Genomic DNA, 16283 nt, shown 5'->3' on the forward strand with positions numbered 1-16283 from the left:
TCTAATTATTTTTTTCTCTCTTCCAACCAGACACAACCGATCGTCTGCGATGCCGGCAAAATGGCCTGGTAGCGGCCGTGGTTATCGTAAGCCTTATAGTAAAGCTTTCCGTCTTCGTTGTAGCCGTAAGCATAGACGACCACCCAATGGTTCTTGTACTTGCTGTTGAACAGACGCGTCGTTCCGACTATGACAGGTACCGGATCCGGGCGATCCAACAGGGCTGGTACGATTTTTTCCGTGATGAGGCCCGATTTTACAATCCAGTCAGGAATATCTGCCAGCAAGACTTTCAGGCCGTGTTGCACATCCCAGAAGAAGGTGCCTTTGTAGGGCATAAATTCGTCAACGACCGTCAATAAACCTGCCAGCAAGGTATCTTTATCAAGGGAATGCTTGTATTTATGCAGAACCGCATCATGGACCAGCACGGCGCTGCAATAAGTTCCGCAGATTCCCGGGCTGCCGCTGTTGATCCAACTGCGGTACTTCGCGAAGCGTGACGGTTTCAGACCGTTCCATTTCTTTGGCAAACTCTTTTTGGACTGAAGCTTTTTATCTGAATGATTTGACGTCATGACTAGTTCCTTTCTTGACAAAGCGAATGAGCTATCTTTTTATTATACACCCTGTCAACTGAAAAAATGGAAGAGGATGCTCACGGCTCCCGATACGAGTATCAGCCAAATCGAATCGATTTTTGTGGTCCGGAGCGCATACAGTGCCGCAAGGAAGATCGCCACCGCGAGGAAGTTGATTGTGATTCCGCCGATTGCTGTCCCGCCGGATTGGAATAAGGCAGCCACAAAGAGCGCCAGTCCTGCCGTAGCAATCAAAGCCACAACTGCCGGACGAAGCCCGCCGAGGATCCCCTGCATGATTTTGATGTCGCGGTACTTATAGTAGGCCCATGCCAAAATCAGCGATAGGATGATCGAAGGCGTGACCGTACCCAGCGTCGCGATGATCGCTCCCGCAAAACCGCCCACCTTTGTGCCCACGAAAGTCGCTGAATTGATGGCGATCGGGCCTGGCGTGATCTGCGAAATCGTGATGATGTCCGTGTATTCCTGCATCGTCAGCCAGCCCTGGTTCACGACGATTTCATCCCGGATCAGCGGCAAGGAAGCATAGCCCCCTCCGATTGTGAATAAGCCGATCTGGAAAAAAGACCAGAATAATTGCAGATAAATCATTTGCCCACCCCCATCTTCGCGCGGTAGCTCAGATTGATGAAACCGACCAGCCCTGCCAGGAAAATGATCAGGACAACGTGGACATCAAAAAAGTAAGAAGCGATGAATGCTGAAATCAACAGTAGTGTGTTGATGATGTCCCGTTGTTTGACGACGCCGCTGACCATGCCGATGACGACATTGACGATGACTGCCGCCACACCGGCCTGCATCCCGATCATCAAAGCATCCACGATCGGATTTTCACGGAAATTCATGTAGAAATAGGATATGAGCGTGATGATGATCAGCGGCGGTGTAACCGTCCCGAAGACAGTCACCAAAGCCCCCAGCAATCCCGCCATCCGGTAGCCTACCAGAATGGACGTGTTGACGGCGATCGCACCGGGCGCGGACTGCCCTAAAGCGACCAGATCCAGCATTTCATCCGCCTCGATCCATTTGAGTTCCTCCACGAATTTCTTTTGCATCAACGGCACGATGACGTACCCGCCGCCGAAAGTGAATGCGCTCAGCACAAACGTTGATTTGAACAGCATCCAAAACAATCGGCCTGACTTTTCTTTATTTGCCAAAGAATCTCCCCCACCTCTTCATTATTTTCAACCCATATACCTTTGATTCTACCAAAATTGGCTTTCGATGTAAAAAGAACGATTCGGCAAATGCGCGTCCAAACTGGTCGTGGACATGATTGAGCAGCGATCATTCCAATAGGATTTTCTTAAGATTATTCAAAATAAATTGAAAATGCCGGTGCTTCGTGTATAGTTAGATTAGAACATTGGAATAATATAGAACTAATTTTTGAGGAGTGAATCACTATCGAAGCTTGGATTCAAAGCATTATGGAGCAATTTGGCTACTTAGGTGTAGCATTTTTGATTATGATCGAAAACCTTTTTCCGCCGATCCCTTCTGAGGTCATCTTGACTTTTGGCGGGTTTATGACAACCACTACGGAGCTCAACATTCCCTTGATGATTGTCGCTGCAACAATCGGTGCAGTAGTCGGGGCTGCGATTCTTTATGGTATCGGTACCCTTTTGGATGTCGAAAGATTGGACAAAATCGTCGATAAGTACGGCAACATCCTGCGCATCACACATGCTGATATCCACAAAGCGGATTCGTGGTTCGACCGCTATGGCTTCTGGACGGTTTTCTTCTGCCGCTTCGTGCCGTTGATCCGGAGCTTGATTTCATTGCCTGCCGGAATGGCCAACATGAACTTCGGCCTTTTCCTTCTGTTCACGACTGTCGGTACCGTCATCTGGAACACCGTCCTGATCTACCTGGGCGCGGCTGTCGGCTCGCAATGGGAAACGATCGTCCATTACATGGACATCTATTCCAATGTCGCCTACGTCATCCTTGGCATTATCGGGATCGCCGTCATCATTTGGTATATCCGCAAACGAAAACAGACCGTAAAAGCAGACTGATAAGCCTGGCCATCCTCCATTTGGAAGATGGCTTTTTTTGATTTTTGAATGATATATCATATAGTTCTTGTAAGAAAACAGAACCGGATAGGCAGTTTGCCCGAACCGTTACAAGTATTAGGCAAGGAAGCCATCGACTTCAATCGAGGGGAGGAATTGCGGTTCTGGATTCAGGCTACATTTAGTTGGCTCGAAAACAGGGGATTTCTCAAAAATTCTTGTTGACACACCTATAGTACCCCAAAATCAAGGTAGTTAATTATTTAACAAATTACTCATATACGGTACAATAAACTTAACAGAACGGTTGTGGCACCAGTGGTTAAAGAGACATACACCCATAAAAAAGGGATCGTCTATAAGAATCAGTTCCATATTGTCTTCTGTCCGAAATATCGCCGCCCGGTTTTGGTGGATGACATAGCGGAACGCTTGAAAGAAGTCCTTTATGAGATTGCAACAGAAAAGGGTTTGGAATAAAAGCCCTTGAGATTATGCCGGACCATGTGCATCTCTTCATCGATTTCGATCCACGTTTGTTACTACATAAAATCATTAAGGATTTCAAGGGACAGTCTGCCAGTATCCTGCGCAAAGAATTACCATCTCTGAAATCGCGCTTGCCGAGCCTCTGGATCCGCAGTTATTTCTCAAGTTCCATTGGACATATCGACGAGGAAACAATCCAAAAATATATCGAAAACCAAAAGAATGTCTGAACAAAATGCGTATCCTATCTTTAGAAGGCAATCGAAGCTTTTTCCCAGCCAAAGAAAGCCTATTCAAATTTAGCAACATACTACGACCTTAGGTCTCTTTCTTTCAAATGATGCACCTGTATGCTAGTCCAAACCAATCCTTCCGCTGTCCGATCCAACCGCTGAAACTGCACGAGAGACCGTCGGTGGAACGACGACTAAAGGAGCTGAACCCGGATGGCAAAAGCGAAAACACCGAGTTATGTGTTGGAACTCGAACTGCAGGTAAACAAACGACAACGTGATTTCCTGGAAAAGAAAATGCGAATCGCAAAAGCAATCTACAATACCTGTTTGGGCGAAGCACTCAAACGTTTGAAAGCCGTGCGTGCCGACAAAACCTATCGCGAATTGGTCGCAGAAAAAGGCGGTGTGGATCGCGTGAAGGCACTTCGTGGCATCGAACTTGCCTATGGGTATTCCGAATACCAACTGCATGCATTTGTCGTTGCGTCCAAACATCACTTTGGTTCTCTCGGTATTGATGAGTGCCAAAAACTGGCTACGCGTGCTTTCCAGGCAGTAGAAAAAATTAACTATGGTCAAGCCGATCGCGTACATTTCAAGTCTCAATTGGATAACATAAGCATCGAAGGAAAGTCCAATAATTCCACGATCAAACGCAAAGAAGGATACATTACATTTGGCCGTGGCAACGTGTTTGACTACCTACTCAAACCAAATGACGTATACGCACACCTTGCTCTGATGGATCGAACCAAGTATTGCCGGATAATCAGACGGGAAATCCGCGGCAAACAACGCTACTTTGTCCAATTCGTGCAGGAAGGCTATCCCCCACAGAAACGGAATCGAAAGCTTATTGCTGAAGACAACCTACGAGTTGGGTTGGATATCGGTACGTCCACAATCGCAATCGTTTCGGATGAACGCGTGACCCTACGTGAACTGGCACCTGAAATCAACGAAGATGCGAAAGAACTTCGCCGCATCGAGCGCGCCATGGATCGGTCAAAACGAGCAACCAATCCCGATAATTTCAAAGAAAATGGAGTTGCGAAAATCGGGGCCCGGTGGATCTTTTCAAAGCGTTACCTGAAGCTCAAAGCAAAACGGAAAGACAGACATCGTAAGATTGCCCGCAAAAGGAAACAAGCGCACGAACAACTGGCGAATGACATTTTGGCACTGGGTTCGGATATCCGGGTTGAAACCATGAGGTTTCAATCGCTGCAGAAACGTGCCAAAAAAACAACACGAAACAAACAAAACGGCAAAATCAACAAAAAGAAACGCTTTGGCAAGTCCATTCAGGTCCATGGCCCTGCCTTGCTTCTGGAGATTGTCGCCCGAAAACTAGGCTATCAAAACCGGCCCTTACAGAAAATCGATACTTGCGCAACGAAAGCAAGTCAATTCAATCATGCAACCGGCGAGTATACAAAGAAACAACTCAATGAGCGCTGGAATGCGGACATCCTGGGTGTACCAATCCAACGCGATCTCTACAGCGGATTTTTAATTGGAAATACAACGGACAGTCTGGACAGTGTTGACGTAGACTTGTGCAATCGTAAATGGGAGAACTTTGTCAAACTGCATAACCAAGAAGTGGAACGATTATGTTGTTCCCAAAGTAAAACATTGCGTTGGTTTGTCGCATAAATGCAAACCCGTCCGATTGACTGCACGGACGTAAACAGCGGGTGCCGAAAGTACACGACAGGTCATTCTTGGCTGAGTCAGAGTAGTACCGAGCTATACGCACTAGCCCCGCGAAGTTCCGAGAATAAATACGCTAGTGGCCCTATGGCCTTTCGACCACAAGTTTGAAAGTCTTATGAGCAGAAACGTAGATAGCTACAACTGTGCGCTATCTCTCAGAACCCCCTGACTTCAGTCATGGGGAGTGGTCAGTTTTACCGATTCCGCCATCACGGAAATCCAAAAATATTACAACTTCAAAAACATCGGACCTGTCCCTGCTCAAAAATGGGCGCTGGTTTTCCTCGACAGTGACAATGTCGTCGATTTTAATGAGCGTCTGCGAGCCCTCCAACTGAAGAGCGAGCGCGGCTTCCTGAACATGAACCTGTTGCTGGAACAGACTGTCGCACAATAATCACGTCGCAGACAACGAACAGCCCCCGCCGATCCATTAATCAATGGATAAGCGGGGGCTGTTCTTTTGATTTAACCCATTCAGTATTTTACCTTGATCACCCTGGCAGCGCGCACTTCATCCAGTCGTCTGACAGATGTCTGATGCGGGGCCTGGGTGACGGTTTCCGGCGTTTCGGCGGCTTCGCGCGCAATCGCGATCAGCGCGTTCGCGAAGTCATCGAGCGTTTCTTTGCTCTCGGTTTCCGTCGGCTCGATCATCAAGGCTTCCTCGACGATCAGCGGGAAATAGACGGTCGGAGCATAGTAGCCGTAATCCAACAAGCGTTTAGCCATATCCAATGTCCGCACGCCGCCTTTCTTCTGGCGGTTGCCAGAAAGGACGAATTCGTGCTTGCAGATGACCGGATAAGGCGTGTCGAAATCGTTCTCGAGAAGCTTGCGCAAATAATTCGCATGCAATACGGCGCTCTCAGAAACTTTGCGCAAGCCGACTGGACCCATTGTGCGGATGTAGGTATAGGCTCTGACAAGGACGCCGAAGTTGCCGTAATAGCCTTTGACCGGCCCAATCGAAGCGGGATGATTGCTGTTCAGCACATAGCCTTCTTCCGTCTTCTCCACTCTCGGGATCGGCAAGAACTCCTTGAGATAAGCTTTTACGCCTACCGGACCGGCTCCCGGTCCGCCACCGCCATGCGGCGTGCTGAAAGTCTTGTGCAGGTTCAGGTGGACGATATCGAAGCCCATCGTGCCCGGCGTCGTTTTGCTGAGGATTGCGTTCAGGTTCGCTCCGTCGTAATACAGCAATCCGCCGGCTCCGTGGATGATTTCGGCAATCTGGACGATGTCGCGTTCAAAAAGGCCCAACGTATTCGGATTCGTCAGCATCAAGGCGGCAGTCTGGTCATCGACTGCGTTGCGCAAGGCTTCGAGATCGACCAACCCTTCAGCGGTCGATGGGATGCTTACCACATCGAAGCCCGCGATATGCGCGCTGGATGGATTGGTGCCATGCGCACTATCCGGCACGAAGACTTTTGTGCGCTGCAGGTCGCCATTCTTTTCATGGTAAGCCCGCACCATCATCAATCCGGTCCATTCGCCGTGCGCTCCGGCTGCCGGCTGCAAAGAAACGCCATCCATGCCGGTGATGACTGCCAGATCATCCTGCAGCTCATGCATCAGTTGCAGTGCGCCTTGGACGGTCTCCACCGGTTGATACGGGTGGATGTTGGCGAACCCGTCCAAGCGGGCGGTCACCTCATTGATTTTCGGATTGTATTTCATTGTGCAGGATCCCAGCGGATAAAAGCCGTTTTCCACGCCGAAATTATCCTGGGAAAGGTTGGTGTAATGGCGCATCAGTTGCAGTTCGCTGATTTCAGGCAGTTCGGCTGGCTGTTTGCGGACAAGATGCTCCGGCAGTTTTGCTTTGAAGTCCGTTTTCGGGACATCGCTTTTCGGCAGGGTGTAGCCGACGCGACCCGGACGGCTTAATTCAAAGATCACATTTTTCGTTTTACGCATGGTTCATACCCTCCAATACCGCAATGAATCGGTCGATTTCTTCCTTCGTGCGTTTTTCGGTGGCACAAACCAACAGCTGATTCGGCTTATGATAAGTCTCCGCCAAGCTGTAACCGCCGATGATTCCCGCCTCCAGCAGAGCGCGGTTGGCTTCTTCGGCTGGGAAAGACAGATCGATGACGAACTCATTGAAGAATGGCGCTTGGTTCAGGATCGCGAAGCCTTTAGCCTGCAAAGCTTGGGCAAAATAAGCCGCTTTGTCGACGTTCAGCTGCGCCATTTCCTGGACGCCCTGCTTCCCGAGGGCCGCCATGCAGACGGCGGAAGCCAACGCATTCAAGGCTTGGTTCGAACTCATGTAGGATGTCGCTTTTTCGCGGCGGATATGCTGCTCCCTGCTTTGGAGCGTCAACACAAAGGCGCGCTCCCCAGCCGCATCCACGGTTTCCCCGACGATTCTGCCGGGAACTTTGCGGATATGCTTTTGATTAACGGAGAAGTAACCGCAGTGCGGGCCGCCGAATGACATCGGCAAACCGAAAGGCTGCGTGTCGCCGACAACGATATCCGCACCCAAATTGCCGGGCGCTTCGAGGATTCCCAGCGCCAACGGATTGGCCATCACGATCAACAGCGCCCCTTTGTCTTCGGCGATCTTTTTAACAACAGCCAAATCTTCCACCGATCCGAAGAAATTCGGGTATTGGACTACGATCGCAGCGGTATCCGGAGTCGTCAGGCATCTTGTGACATTGAAATTGGTGACGTCCTTCTCCATCAACACTTCGATGACATCCAGACCGCGACCTTTTGCGGCGGCGTGGATGACGGCACGGGCATTCGGATGGACCGCTTGTGAAAGCACGATTTCGTTCCGTTTCGTGACTGCCGCTGCCAAACCGACTGCTTCACTCAAGGAAGCGAATCCATCATATAAGGAAGAGTTTGTCGCTTCCATCCCGGTCAATTCGCTGATCATCGATTGGAATTCAAAAATCGCCTGCAGCTCCCCTTGACTGGCTTCCGCCTGATAGGGTGTATAGGCTGTATAGAATTCGGAGCGCGAAATCACTGCATCAACCACGCTCGGAATGTAATGATCGTAGGTTCCGGCGCCCATGAAGATCGGCATCTGCCCGGCGCTGACGTTTTTTTCGGCCAAAGCTTTCATTTGCTTCAATAGTTCCGATTCGGAGACGGCAGACGGAATCGCCAATTCTTCCTTCTGGCGGATCTCTTCAGGGATATCCGTGAACAGGTCCTCCATGCTTTTGACCCCGATGACAGCCAGCATTTCCTTCTCGTCTTCGGCTGTATCCGGTAAATAACGGAATTGCTCCTCAGTCATCTTATGCTTCCTCCTCGGCCACGAATGCTTCGTACTCTTCGTAGCTCAACAATTCATCCAATTCGCTGGCATCGCTCAAGCGCATTTCGTACATCCAGCCACCTGCAAAAGCTTCCGCATTGACGGTTTCTGGCGCATCAGCCAAAGCCTCGTTCTGTTTGATTATTGTTCCGGAAACCGGCGCATACACTTCCGAAACGGATTTTACGGATTCAACAGTGACCGCTTCGTCCCCTTTGGCCAATTCCGCATCCAGATCGGCAACATAATCGACGAACACGATGTCGCCCAGTTGTTCCGCCGCATGTTCCGTAATGCCGATGCGTACCGTATCATCCGTGATTTTTTCTACCCATTCATGCTCTTTTGTGTAATAAAAATTTTTGTGGTCTGCCATGTTGATCATCCTTCCGCGCAGTGCGCTGGTTTATTGTTATAGAGAATTATAAAATTTATCCTTATTCAATAATGATGGCTAGCTTCACGGGTAAGCCCTTCGGAAATTATATAAATCGTACCTATTGCGCTCTACGATGCTCAGTCGGCACGATTTCCTAAATTTCTTTCAGGGCTGAACGAACCCGTTCAGCTTTTCTTTCTTTTATAAAATGGTTTCGGAATGATTGTCGCTTGGATGCGTTTGTTGCGTATTTCGATCTGGATTTCTGTGCCGATGGCGGCCGCTTCCGACTTCACCAAGGCCATCCCGATACTTTTCTTCAAAGTCGGCGATTGCGTTCCGGAAGTGACGATTCCGATTTCCTCCCCGTCCAAGGAAAAAACTTTGTATCCTTCGCGTGGGATCCCTCTTTCGGTTGCTTCGAAACCGACGATCTTTTCGGATGATCCGTTTTCGCGGATTGCCGTCAAGGCCGCTTTGCCGATAAAATCGCTCGTTTTTTTCGTTTTGACCGCAAATCCCAGCCCAGCCGCCAACGGATTGATTTCCTCGGACAATTCATGGCCGTAGAGCGGCATCCCTGCTTCCAGGCGAAGCGTGTCCCGCGAACCGAGCCCGCAAGGCAACACACCGTAGGCCTCCCCAGCTGCCAAAAGTTTTTCCCATAAAGACGCGGTCTGCTCGCTCGCCAGATACAATTCAAAGCCGTCTTCACCGGTATAGCCCGTCCTGGAAATCAGGACATGCGGAATGCCCGCCACTTCCTGGTCCGCGATGAAATGGTAATTTCCGATGGCATCCAGATTGGCTTCCGTCAGTTCCTTCAAAATCTTGATGGCTGCCGGTCCCTGCAGGGCGAGCAGGCCTATGCTGTCGGAAATATTGTTGAGGATCGCTTCCGATCCGTTGTTTTGCTGCATCCATGCATAGACATTATCCGTGTTGGAAGCATTGCAGACCAACAGGTAGCGCTCTTCGTCCATTTTGAACAAGATGACATCGTCGACTGCCCCGCCATCCGGATAACACATGACATTGTATTGGGCTTGTCCGATGGTCATCTCGCTGACATCATTCGTCAGCAGCCCGTTCAGGTAGCTTTCGGCTTCCCCGCCGGATATTTCGATCTCCCCCATATGCGAACAATCGAATAGTCCGGCGCGTTCACGGACTGCTTCATGTTCGGCAAGAATTCCGGAAAATTGGATCGGCATCTCCCAGCCTCCGAAATCAATCAGCTTCACGCCGTTCGCTTTATAATACTCAAATAATGGCGTGCGTTTGCCTATCGTTGGTTCACTCACGTACAAATCCCCCTTTTCTTTCCTGGATTCCGCATTTTTTACGACTGTTTTTCGGCTTTCCGTCACATTAACGTGTAACCGCTTCACGTCCCTTTGTTATCTATTTTAGCACAGAAAACGGGCAATATACTCTCATAATAGATCGTTCGCATTAAACGCAAATCCATTCTCACAATAGCATGGTTCATTTCAAATTACGAAAAATATGCTTACGTTATGAAGAATTACGATTCATATAGTTCGTATTTTATCCAAAAACGACATTTTTCTCAATTATTAACAGATTCTTAAAAAGGTAGTTGTAAACAAGCAGAATAATGTGTAAAATGAATAATTAAAAAGATATAATTGATTTCTCTCGCCAAATTTTCATCTTTGGCGGAAATCACGAATCATTTTTAATCATTGTATAAGAAATGTTTCTGAATTTAATAAAACTGGCGAGGTGGAAATATTGAAAAAAGTTTTGGTTGCAAATCGCGGCGAAATCGCGATACGTGTATTTCGTGCACTGACTGAACTGAAAATCCCTACTGTTGGCGTTTATGCGCAAGAGGATGAAGGTTCTGTGCACCGTTTTAAAGCAGATGAAGCCTATTTGGTCGGAAAAGGCAAAAAGCCTATCGACGCCTATCTGGACATCGAAGACCTGATCCGCATCGCTAAAGAATCCGGTGCAGACGGCATTCATCCTGGATATGGTTTCTTATCTGAAAATATCGACTTCGCTAGACGTTGTCAAGAAGAAGGCATCAAATTCATCGGCCCTTCTTTGGAACATCTAGACATTTTTGGCGATAAAATCAAAGCAAAAGTTGCAGCTGTGGAAGCCGGCATCCAGTCAATCCCTGGTTCGGACGGTCCAGTCGCAAACATCGACGAAGTCATTGAGTTTGCGGAAACCTACAACTACCCGATCATGATCAAAGCGGCTTTAGGCGGCGGCGGACGCGGCATGCGGATGGCCTTCAACGAACAAGAAGCCCGCGAAGGTTTTGAAAGAGCCCGCAGTGAAGCTTTGGCAGCATTCGGCAGCGATGAAATTTATGTCGAAAAATATATTCAAGATCCAAAGCACATCGAAATCCAGATTTTAGGGGATGAGCATGGCAACATCGTTCACCTTTACGAGCGCGACTGCTCCGTGCAACGTCGCCATCAAAAAGTTGTCGAAGTGGCACCATGCGTTTCCATGTCGGATCAAGTCCGCCATGAAATCTGCAACTCTGCACTTCAATTGATGAAACACGTCGGCTATGTGAATGCCGGAACTGTTGAATTCCTTTTGGAAGGCGATCAATTCTACTTCATCGAAGTGAATCCGCGTGTCCAAGTGGAGCACACAATCACAGAATTGATCACAGGAGTCGATATCGTGCAATCACAGATCCTGATCGCCCAAGGACAAGATCTGCATAAAGAAATCGGCATCCCGCAACAGGCAAATATCCCATTGATTGGCGCTGCTATCCAATGCCGGATCACGACGGAAGATCCGTTGAACAATTTCTTCCCTGATACCGGAAAAATCAACACTTACCGTTCTCCAGGCGGCTTCGGTATCCGATTGGATGCTGGTAACGGATTCCAAGGTACGGTCGTAACACCGTTCTTCGACTCCTTATTGGTTAAATTATGCGTGCATGCTTCGACATTCGACCAAGCCGTCCGCAAAATGGAACGTTCCCTGATCGAATTCCGTATCCGTGGCGTGAAAACGAACATTCCGTTCATGTTCAACGTCATCACGCACCCGATTTTCGTATCAGGCGATGCGAAAACGACGTTCATCGATACGACGCCGGAATTGTTCGAATTCCCTAAAACGCGCGACCGTGGTAACAAAACGATGCAGTACATCGGAAACATTACCGTTAATGGCTTCCCGGGCATCCAAAAAGGCCACAAGAAATTCTATGATAAGCCTAGAATCCCGACCGACATTGTCGTGCCGGAGCAAAAAATCATTACTGCCAAAAACATTTTGGATGAAAAAGGTCCTGCAGCCGTGAGCCAATGGATCAAGGACCAAAACCGTGTGCTCTTGACGGATACGACTTTCCGTGACGCGCACCAAAGCTTGTTGGCTACCCGTATCCGCACAAACGAAATGCAAGCCATCGCAGCCGAAACGCAAGCAGCAATTCCGCAACTGTTCTCTTCGGAAATGTGGGGAGGAGCTACCTTCGACGTGGCCTACCGCTTCCTGAGCGAAGATCCATGGAAACGATTGAAGAAACTGCGCTCGCAAATGCCGGATACGCTATTGCAGATGCTGTTCCGCGGATCGAATGCAGTCGGATACCAAAACTATCCGGACAACGGTTTGGAAGAGTTCATCAGACTTGCCGCTAAAAACGGAATCGATGTTTTCCGTATCTTCGACAGCTTGAACTGGACGAAGCAGATGGAAAGAAGCATCCAGTACGTGCGCGACAACAATAAGATCGCTGAAGCAGCCATCTGTTACACAGGCGATATCAATGATCCTACACAAACGAAATACACGATCCAATACTACAAAGAGATGGCCAAAGAGCTGGAATCATTGGGCGCACACATCATCGCGATCAAGGATATGGCCGGTCTTTTGAAACCGCAAGCGGCTTACCGTCTGATCAGCGAATTGAAGGATACCGTCGACCTTCCGATCCATCTGCATACGCATGATACAAGCGGAAACGGCATCTACACGTACTCAGAAGCGATCAAAGCCGGCGTCGACATCGTTGACGTGGCCATGAGTGCCATGAGCGGTACGACCAGCCAACCGAGCATCAGCAGCTTGTACTATGCTTTGGAAGGTTCTGAACACGAGCCGGACATCAACATCCATAACGTTCACAAAATCAACCGTTATTGGGAAGATATCCGTGACTACTACGAAGAATTCGAAGGCGGCATCCAAACGACTTCAACAGAAGTCTACGACCACCAAATGCCGGGCGGACAATACACGAACCTGCAACAACAGGCGAATGCTGTCGGCTTGAACGACGAGTGGGATAAAGTCAAAGAGATGTACGCTGACGTGAACAAAATGTTCGGCGACATCGTGAAAGTGACACCATCCTCCAAAGTTGTCGGCGATATGGCCCTCTTCATGGTCCAAAACAAACTGAATGAAGAAGATGTCTACGCAAAAGGTGAAACCATCGACTTCCCTGAATCCGTCATCAGCTTCTTCAAGGGCGACTTGGGTCAACCTACAGGCGGATTCCCTGAAAGATTGCAGGAAATCATCCTGAAAGGCAAACAAGCCATCACAGTAAGACCGGGCAGCCTGCGCGAGCCGATCGACTTCGTTGCTTTGAAAGCCGAGTTGGAGGAAAAAATCCAACGTCCAGCCAGCGATGAAGATGTCATCAGCTATCTGATGTACCCGCAAATCTTCCTGGATTATATCGCAGTCTATGATAAGTTCGGCGATGTCACAAAACTTGACACCCCTACTTTCTTCCACGGCATGCGTATGGGCGAACAGATTGAAGTTCAGATCGAAAAAGGCAAAACCTTGATCATCAAACTGAACTCGATCGGTGAACCTGATTCGGACGGGATGCGCATCCTTTACTTCGACCTGAATGGCCAAGGCCGTGAGATTGAAGTCAAAGACATGTCCATCACCAGCACGAAAGCGATCCGCAAAAAAGCGGAACCTACCAACAAAGAACACGTCGGCGCAACCATGCCGGGTTCTGTATTGGAAGTTCTCGTCAAACGCGGCGACCGCGTATCGCAAGGCGATCCAGTCGTGATCACCGAAGCGATGAAGATGGAAACAATGATCCGTTCCACAATCAACGGTGTCGTTGATCAGATCTACGTCATCGACGGCGATCAGATCGAAGCCGGAGACCTCCTGATCGAAATCGAAGCAAAATAAAATGTACAAGAAGGAGCAGATTTCTGCTCCTTTTCTTATTGAAAGAATGCTGTCACAAGGAGGAACCTTTTTTTGGAAAATGAATTGAAACCCTATATCCACGTCGCCCAATATTACGAAACGGATCAGATGAAGATCATCCACCATTCCAATTACATCCGTTGGTTCGAAGAAGCCCGCGTGGACTTCCTTGACCAGATCGGCGCGAATTATGCTAAATTGGAAGAAGCCGGCATCATCAGCCCAGTCCTTTCCGTCGAAGCGCACTACAAAACGATGGTCCGCTTCGGAGACTCCGTCTATGTCCTGACCGAAATCGACTCGTACAGCGGAGTGAAATTAGGCCTAACCTACCGTGTCATCGATGTTGCAACTGGCGAGTTGCGCACGACCGGCAAAAGCAAGCATTGCTTCCTGAACGAAGAAGGCCGACCTGTTTCGTTGTAAAAAGTCCAACCAAATGTGCACGACAGTTTCGAAACCTATCGGGAGCATGTTTTCAGCGTTTGAGTAAGTGAAATAGGATCTCTGCCAAAAAATAACCCGACCAAAGCACCAGCCTGCCCCTCAGCTTCGCAAAAGCGGCCTTTAAGGAAGAAAACTGTGGTGGATGCGTCAAAGTTACTCATCACCCGAAGAGGCAAGCACGGCGCCTTTATCTATCGCAAAAAGCATGAGCCCTCGAATGAATGGGCTCATGCTTTTTATTCTGCGCTCTGATTTTCATTTTGTTCCAATATGCTCACGAAGCGGTCGGTCAGGTTCGCGGTGAAGCCCCAGAGTCGATGGGTCTCCAGATGGTAGAACGGGACGCTATGGACGCCGATCCTGAATTTATAGTCCCTGCCGTTCGGAATCAGTTCGAACGGGAAATCATCCGGGTGCTCAAGCCTGACCGTTGAAGAGTAGTAAGTCGGCCGGTTATCCATGAAATACTGAAGCGGCACCGTGAAAATTTCCTGAACTTCTTTATTGAAGCGGATATCATCCTTGTCCACGCCGACGATTTCGCCGACGTAGCAATGGATGATCGCGCGCTCATTCATGATATAGTCCATTTCTCCCAAAATATTGATATTGTCCCTTTTTATGCTCAGCTCTTCCATTGTTTCCCGGATTGCCGTCTCTTCAAAGCTCTCCCCAGGCTCCACTGCGCCGCCCGGGAATGAGGTATCCCCCGGTTGGGAGATATGCTCGCCCCGCACTTCATAAAGCACATGAAGCGCCCCATCCACCCTGATCAAAGGGAGCAGGACGGAGAAGTAGCGCTGTTCCCCGATCGGCTCGGGTTTGTGTTCCGCCAATATTTTTTTGATATCCTCCAGCATCGTGTCCTCACCTACCGCTTGTTTTTCTTACATTATACCCGTTATTATCTCGAATTCGAAATAATACGCTCGGGACATTTATTAAATCTATCCGGCGATGATCTTCACATGGAATTTGCGGTTGCGCGGGCCATCGTAATCCCAGAAGTAGATGCTTTGCCAGGTACCCAGCAGCATCCGACCTTCCGTCACGATGAGCGTTTCGCTGACACCAGTCAAAGATGACTTGATGTGGGCATCGGAATTGCCTTCGACATGGTGATAGCTGCCCTTGTTCGGAAAGGTATCCGTATAACCCCAATTCATGTCTTTCTGCACATCCGGGTCGGCGTTCTCATTGATCGTGATGGCGGCTGTCGTGTGCGGACAGAAGACGACCATGATGCCATCCTTCACGCCGCTTTTCGCCAGAGCGTCCTCGAGGTAGACATCGATGTTCGTCAGCGACTGTTTGCCGCTCGTTTGGATGCGGTATGTAAACAGATTTTGGTTCAATTGCTTCCCCTCCATTCTGCAACGTCAGACAGTTTCCCGAAAAGCTGAAACTCACGCGCCGTCCACCGATATCTGCCATTCGACGCCGTAGCGGTCCGTCAGGCTGCCGTACAGTGGGCTCCAGAAAGTCTGTTGGAGCTCCATGCCGATGGATCCACCATCGGCCAAGCGGTTGAAGACGGTCCGGGCTTCCTCCACATCGTCATAGGTCAGCGTCAAGGAGATATGGTTTCCGGTATGGAATTCCCTTCCGGGAACACATCGGAAATCATCAGCATGGCGCCATTCTTCAGTTTGATCTGCGCATTCATGATCAGATCCTCCACACCAGGTGGCAAGGAAAATTCTTCCGCCGCCTCGGAATCGTCCTTCGGAGCCTCCCCGAAAGTTGTTATGCCAAGCAGTTCGCCATCAAGGGCCGCAACATAATAATGCGTTGCCTCTTTGGCGTTGCCGTCGAAATTCAGATAAGGAAATAAGCTTGTCAACATACGGATTCCTTCTTTCGATT

15 protein-coding genes and 1 pseudogene are annotated in these 16283 nt (G+C 49.1%); 6 read left to right on the plus strand and 10 right to left on the minus strand.

Features of this window, described 5'->3' with window-relative positions:
* Positions 1-5: 5 nt before the first annotated feature.
* From PH235_RS10395 to PH235_RS10405, 3 genes are read right to left on the minus strand one after another with little or no spacing between them, the layout of a single operon-like run.
* Positions 6-578 (minus strand): dihydrolipoamide dehydrogenase, encoded by a 573-nt coding sequence (locus PH235_RS10395; protein WP_272162273.1) that lies wholly within the window; start codon positions 576-578, stop codon positions 6-8.
* 54 nt (positions 579-632) lie between these two features.
* Entirely contained in the window at positions 633-1196 is a 564-nt protein-coding gene (locus PH235_RS10400; protein WP_272162274.1) for a chromate transporter, read from the minus strand.
* Positions 1193-1771, minus strand: a complete 579-nt coding sequence (locus PH235_RS10405; RefSeq protein ID WP_272162275.1) for a chromate transporter — start codon at positions 1769-1771, stop codon at positions 1193-1195. The genes PH235_RS10400 and PH235_RS10405 overlap by 4 nt, the downstream gene beginning before the upstream one ends.
* A gap of 249 nt (positions 1772-2020) precedes the next feature.
* Here PH235_RS10405 and PH235_RS10410 point away from each other — a divergent pair, with 249 nt between their 5' ends.
* From PH235_RS10410 to PH235_RS10425, 4 genes and pseudogenes are all read left to right on the plus strand, one after another.
* Positions 2021-2641, plus strand: coding sequence for a DedA family protein (locus tag PH235_RS10410; protein ID WP_411354484.1), 621 nt, complete (start codon positions 2021-2023; stop codon positions 2639-2641).
* Positions 2642-3052: 411 nt separating this feature from the next.
* Positions 3053-3360, plus strand: a pseudogene (tnpA, locus tag PH235_RS10415) (IS200/IS605 family transposase).
* A gap of 216 nt (positions 3361-3576) precedes the next feature.
* Positions 3577-5025 carry a transposase gene (locus PH235_RS10420; protein WP_272162276.1) on the plus strand — a complete coding sequence of 483 codons (1449 nt, stop codon included), beginning with the start codon at positions 3577-3579 and terminating at the stop codon, positions 5023-5025.
* A 244-nt stretch (positions 5026-5269) separates the two neighbouring features.
* The gene (locus PH235_RS10425) at positions 5270-5482 is read left to right on the plus strand and encodes an iron-sulfur cluster biosynthesis family protein (protein WP_272162277.1); all 213 of its coding nucleotides are present in this window, start codon (positions 5270-5272) and stop codon (positions 5480-5482) included.
* 80 nt (positions 5483-5562) lie between these two features.
* Here the strand turns inward: PH235_RS10425 and gcvPB are convergent, their stop codons facing one another.
* From gcvPB to gcvT, 4 genes are all read right to left on the minus strand, one after another.
* Positions 5563-7011, minus strand: a complete 1449-nt coding sequence (gene gcvPB, locus PH235_RS10430; protein WP_272162278.1) for an aminomethyl-transferring glycine dehydrogenase subunit GcvPB — start codon at positions 7009-7011, stop codon at positions 5563-5565.
* Complete coding sequence (gene gcvPA, locus PH235_RS10435) at positions 7004-8359, minus strand: aminomethyl-transferring glycine dehydrogenase subunit GcvPA (protein WP_272162279.1); 1356 nt, start codon at positions 8357-8359, stop codon at positions 7004-7006. Before gcvPA ends, gcvPB begins: the two co-directional genes overlap by 8 nt.
* Before the next feature lies 1 nt (position 8360).
* Positions 8361-8756 (minus strand): glycine cleavage system protein GcvH, encoded by a 396-nt coding sequence (gene gcvH / locus PH235_RS10440; RefSeq protein WP_272162280.1) that lies wholly within the window; start codon positions 8754-8756, stop codon positions 8361-8363.
* Between the two features lie 188 nt (positions 8757-8944).
* Positions 8945-10063 (minus strand): glycine cleavage system aminomethyltransferase GcvT, encoded by a 1119-nt coding sequence (gene gcvT, locus PH235_RS10445; RefSeq protein ID WP_272162281.1) that lies wholly within the window; start codon positions 10061-10063, stop codon positions 8945-8947.
* A 454-nt stretch (positions 10064-10517) separates the two neighbouring features.
* Between gcvT and PH235_RS10450 the strand changes: the two genes are divergently transcribed.
* Both PH235_RS10450 and PH235_RS10455 read left to right on the plus strand, forming a co-directional pair.
* Entirely contained in the window at positions 10518-13949 is a 3432-nt protein-coding gene (locus PH235_RS10450) for a pyruvate carboxylase (RefSeq protein ID WP_272162282.1), read from the plus strand.
* Between the two features lie 72 nt (positions 13950-14021).
* On the plus strand, positions 14022-14396 hold the full coding sequence (locus PH235_RS10455; protein WP_272162283.1) for an acyl-CoA thioesterase: 375 nt from the start codon (positions 14022-14024) through the stop codon (positions 14394-14396).
* A gap of 257 nt (positions 14397-14653) precedes the next feature.
* Here the strand turns inward: PH235_RS10455 and PH235_RS10460 are convergent, their stop codons facing one another.
* From PH235_RS10460 to PH235_RS14565, 3 genes are all read right to left on the minus strand, one after another.
* Complete coding sequence (locus tag PH235_RS10460; protein WP_272162284.1) at positions 14654-15277, minus strand: NUDIX hydrolase; 624 nt, start codon at positions 15275-15277, stop codon at positions 14654-14656.
* An 87-nt stretch (positions 15278-15364) separates the two neighbouring features.
* On the minus strand, positions 15365-15772 hold the full coding sequence (locus PH235_RS10465) for a secondary thiamine-phosphate synthase enzyme YjbQ (protein WP_272162285.1): 408 nt from the start codon (positions 15770-15772) through the stop codon (positions 15365-15367).
* A gap of 51 nt (positions 15773-15823) precedes the next feature.
* Positions 15824-16117, minus strand: a complete 294-nt coding sequence (locus tag PH235_RS14565) for a VOC family protein (RefSeq protein WP_334223640.1) — start codon at positions 16115-16117, stop codon at positions 15824-15826.
* Positions 16118-16283: the final 166 nt, after the last annotated feature.

The sequence above is a fragment of the Trichococcus sp. K1Tr genome (assembly GCF_028309625.1).
In the GTDB taxonomy this organism is placed as follows: domain Bacteria; phylum Bacillota; class Bacilli; order Lactobacillales; family Aerococcaceae; genus Trichococcus.

Coding starts and splice junctions, on each gene's coding strand:
- PH235_RS10420 (WP_272162276.1), top strand. CDS start 3,577: ATGGCAAAAGCGAAAACACCGAGTTATGTGTTGGAACTCGAACTGCAG.
- gcvPB (WP_272162278.1), bottom strand. CDS start 7,011: ATGCGTAAAACGAAAAATGTGATCTTTGAATTAAGCCGTCCGGGTCGC.
- PH235_RS10400 (WP_272162274.1), bottom strand. CDS start 1,196: ATGATTTATCTGCAATTATTCTGGTCTTTTTTCCAGATCGGCTTATTC.
- PH235_RS10460 (WP_272162284.1), bottom strand. CDS start 15,277: ATGCTGGAGGATATCAAAAAAATATTGGCGGAACACAAACCCGAGCCG.
- gcvPA (WP_272162279.1), bottom strand. CDS start 8,359: ATGACTGAGGAGCAATTCCGTTATTTACCGGATACAGCCGAAGACGAG.
- PH235_RS10395 (WP_272162273.1), bottom strand. CDS start 578: ATGACGTCAAATCATTCAGATAAAAAGCTTCAGTCCAAAAAGAGTTTG.
- gcvH (WP_272162280.1), bottom strand. CDS start 8,756: ATGGCAGACCACAAAAATTTTTATTACACAAAAGAGCATGAATGGGTA.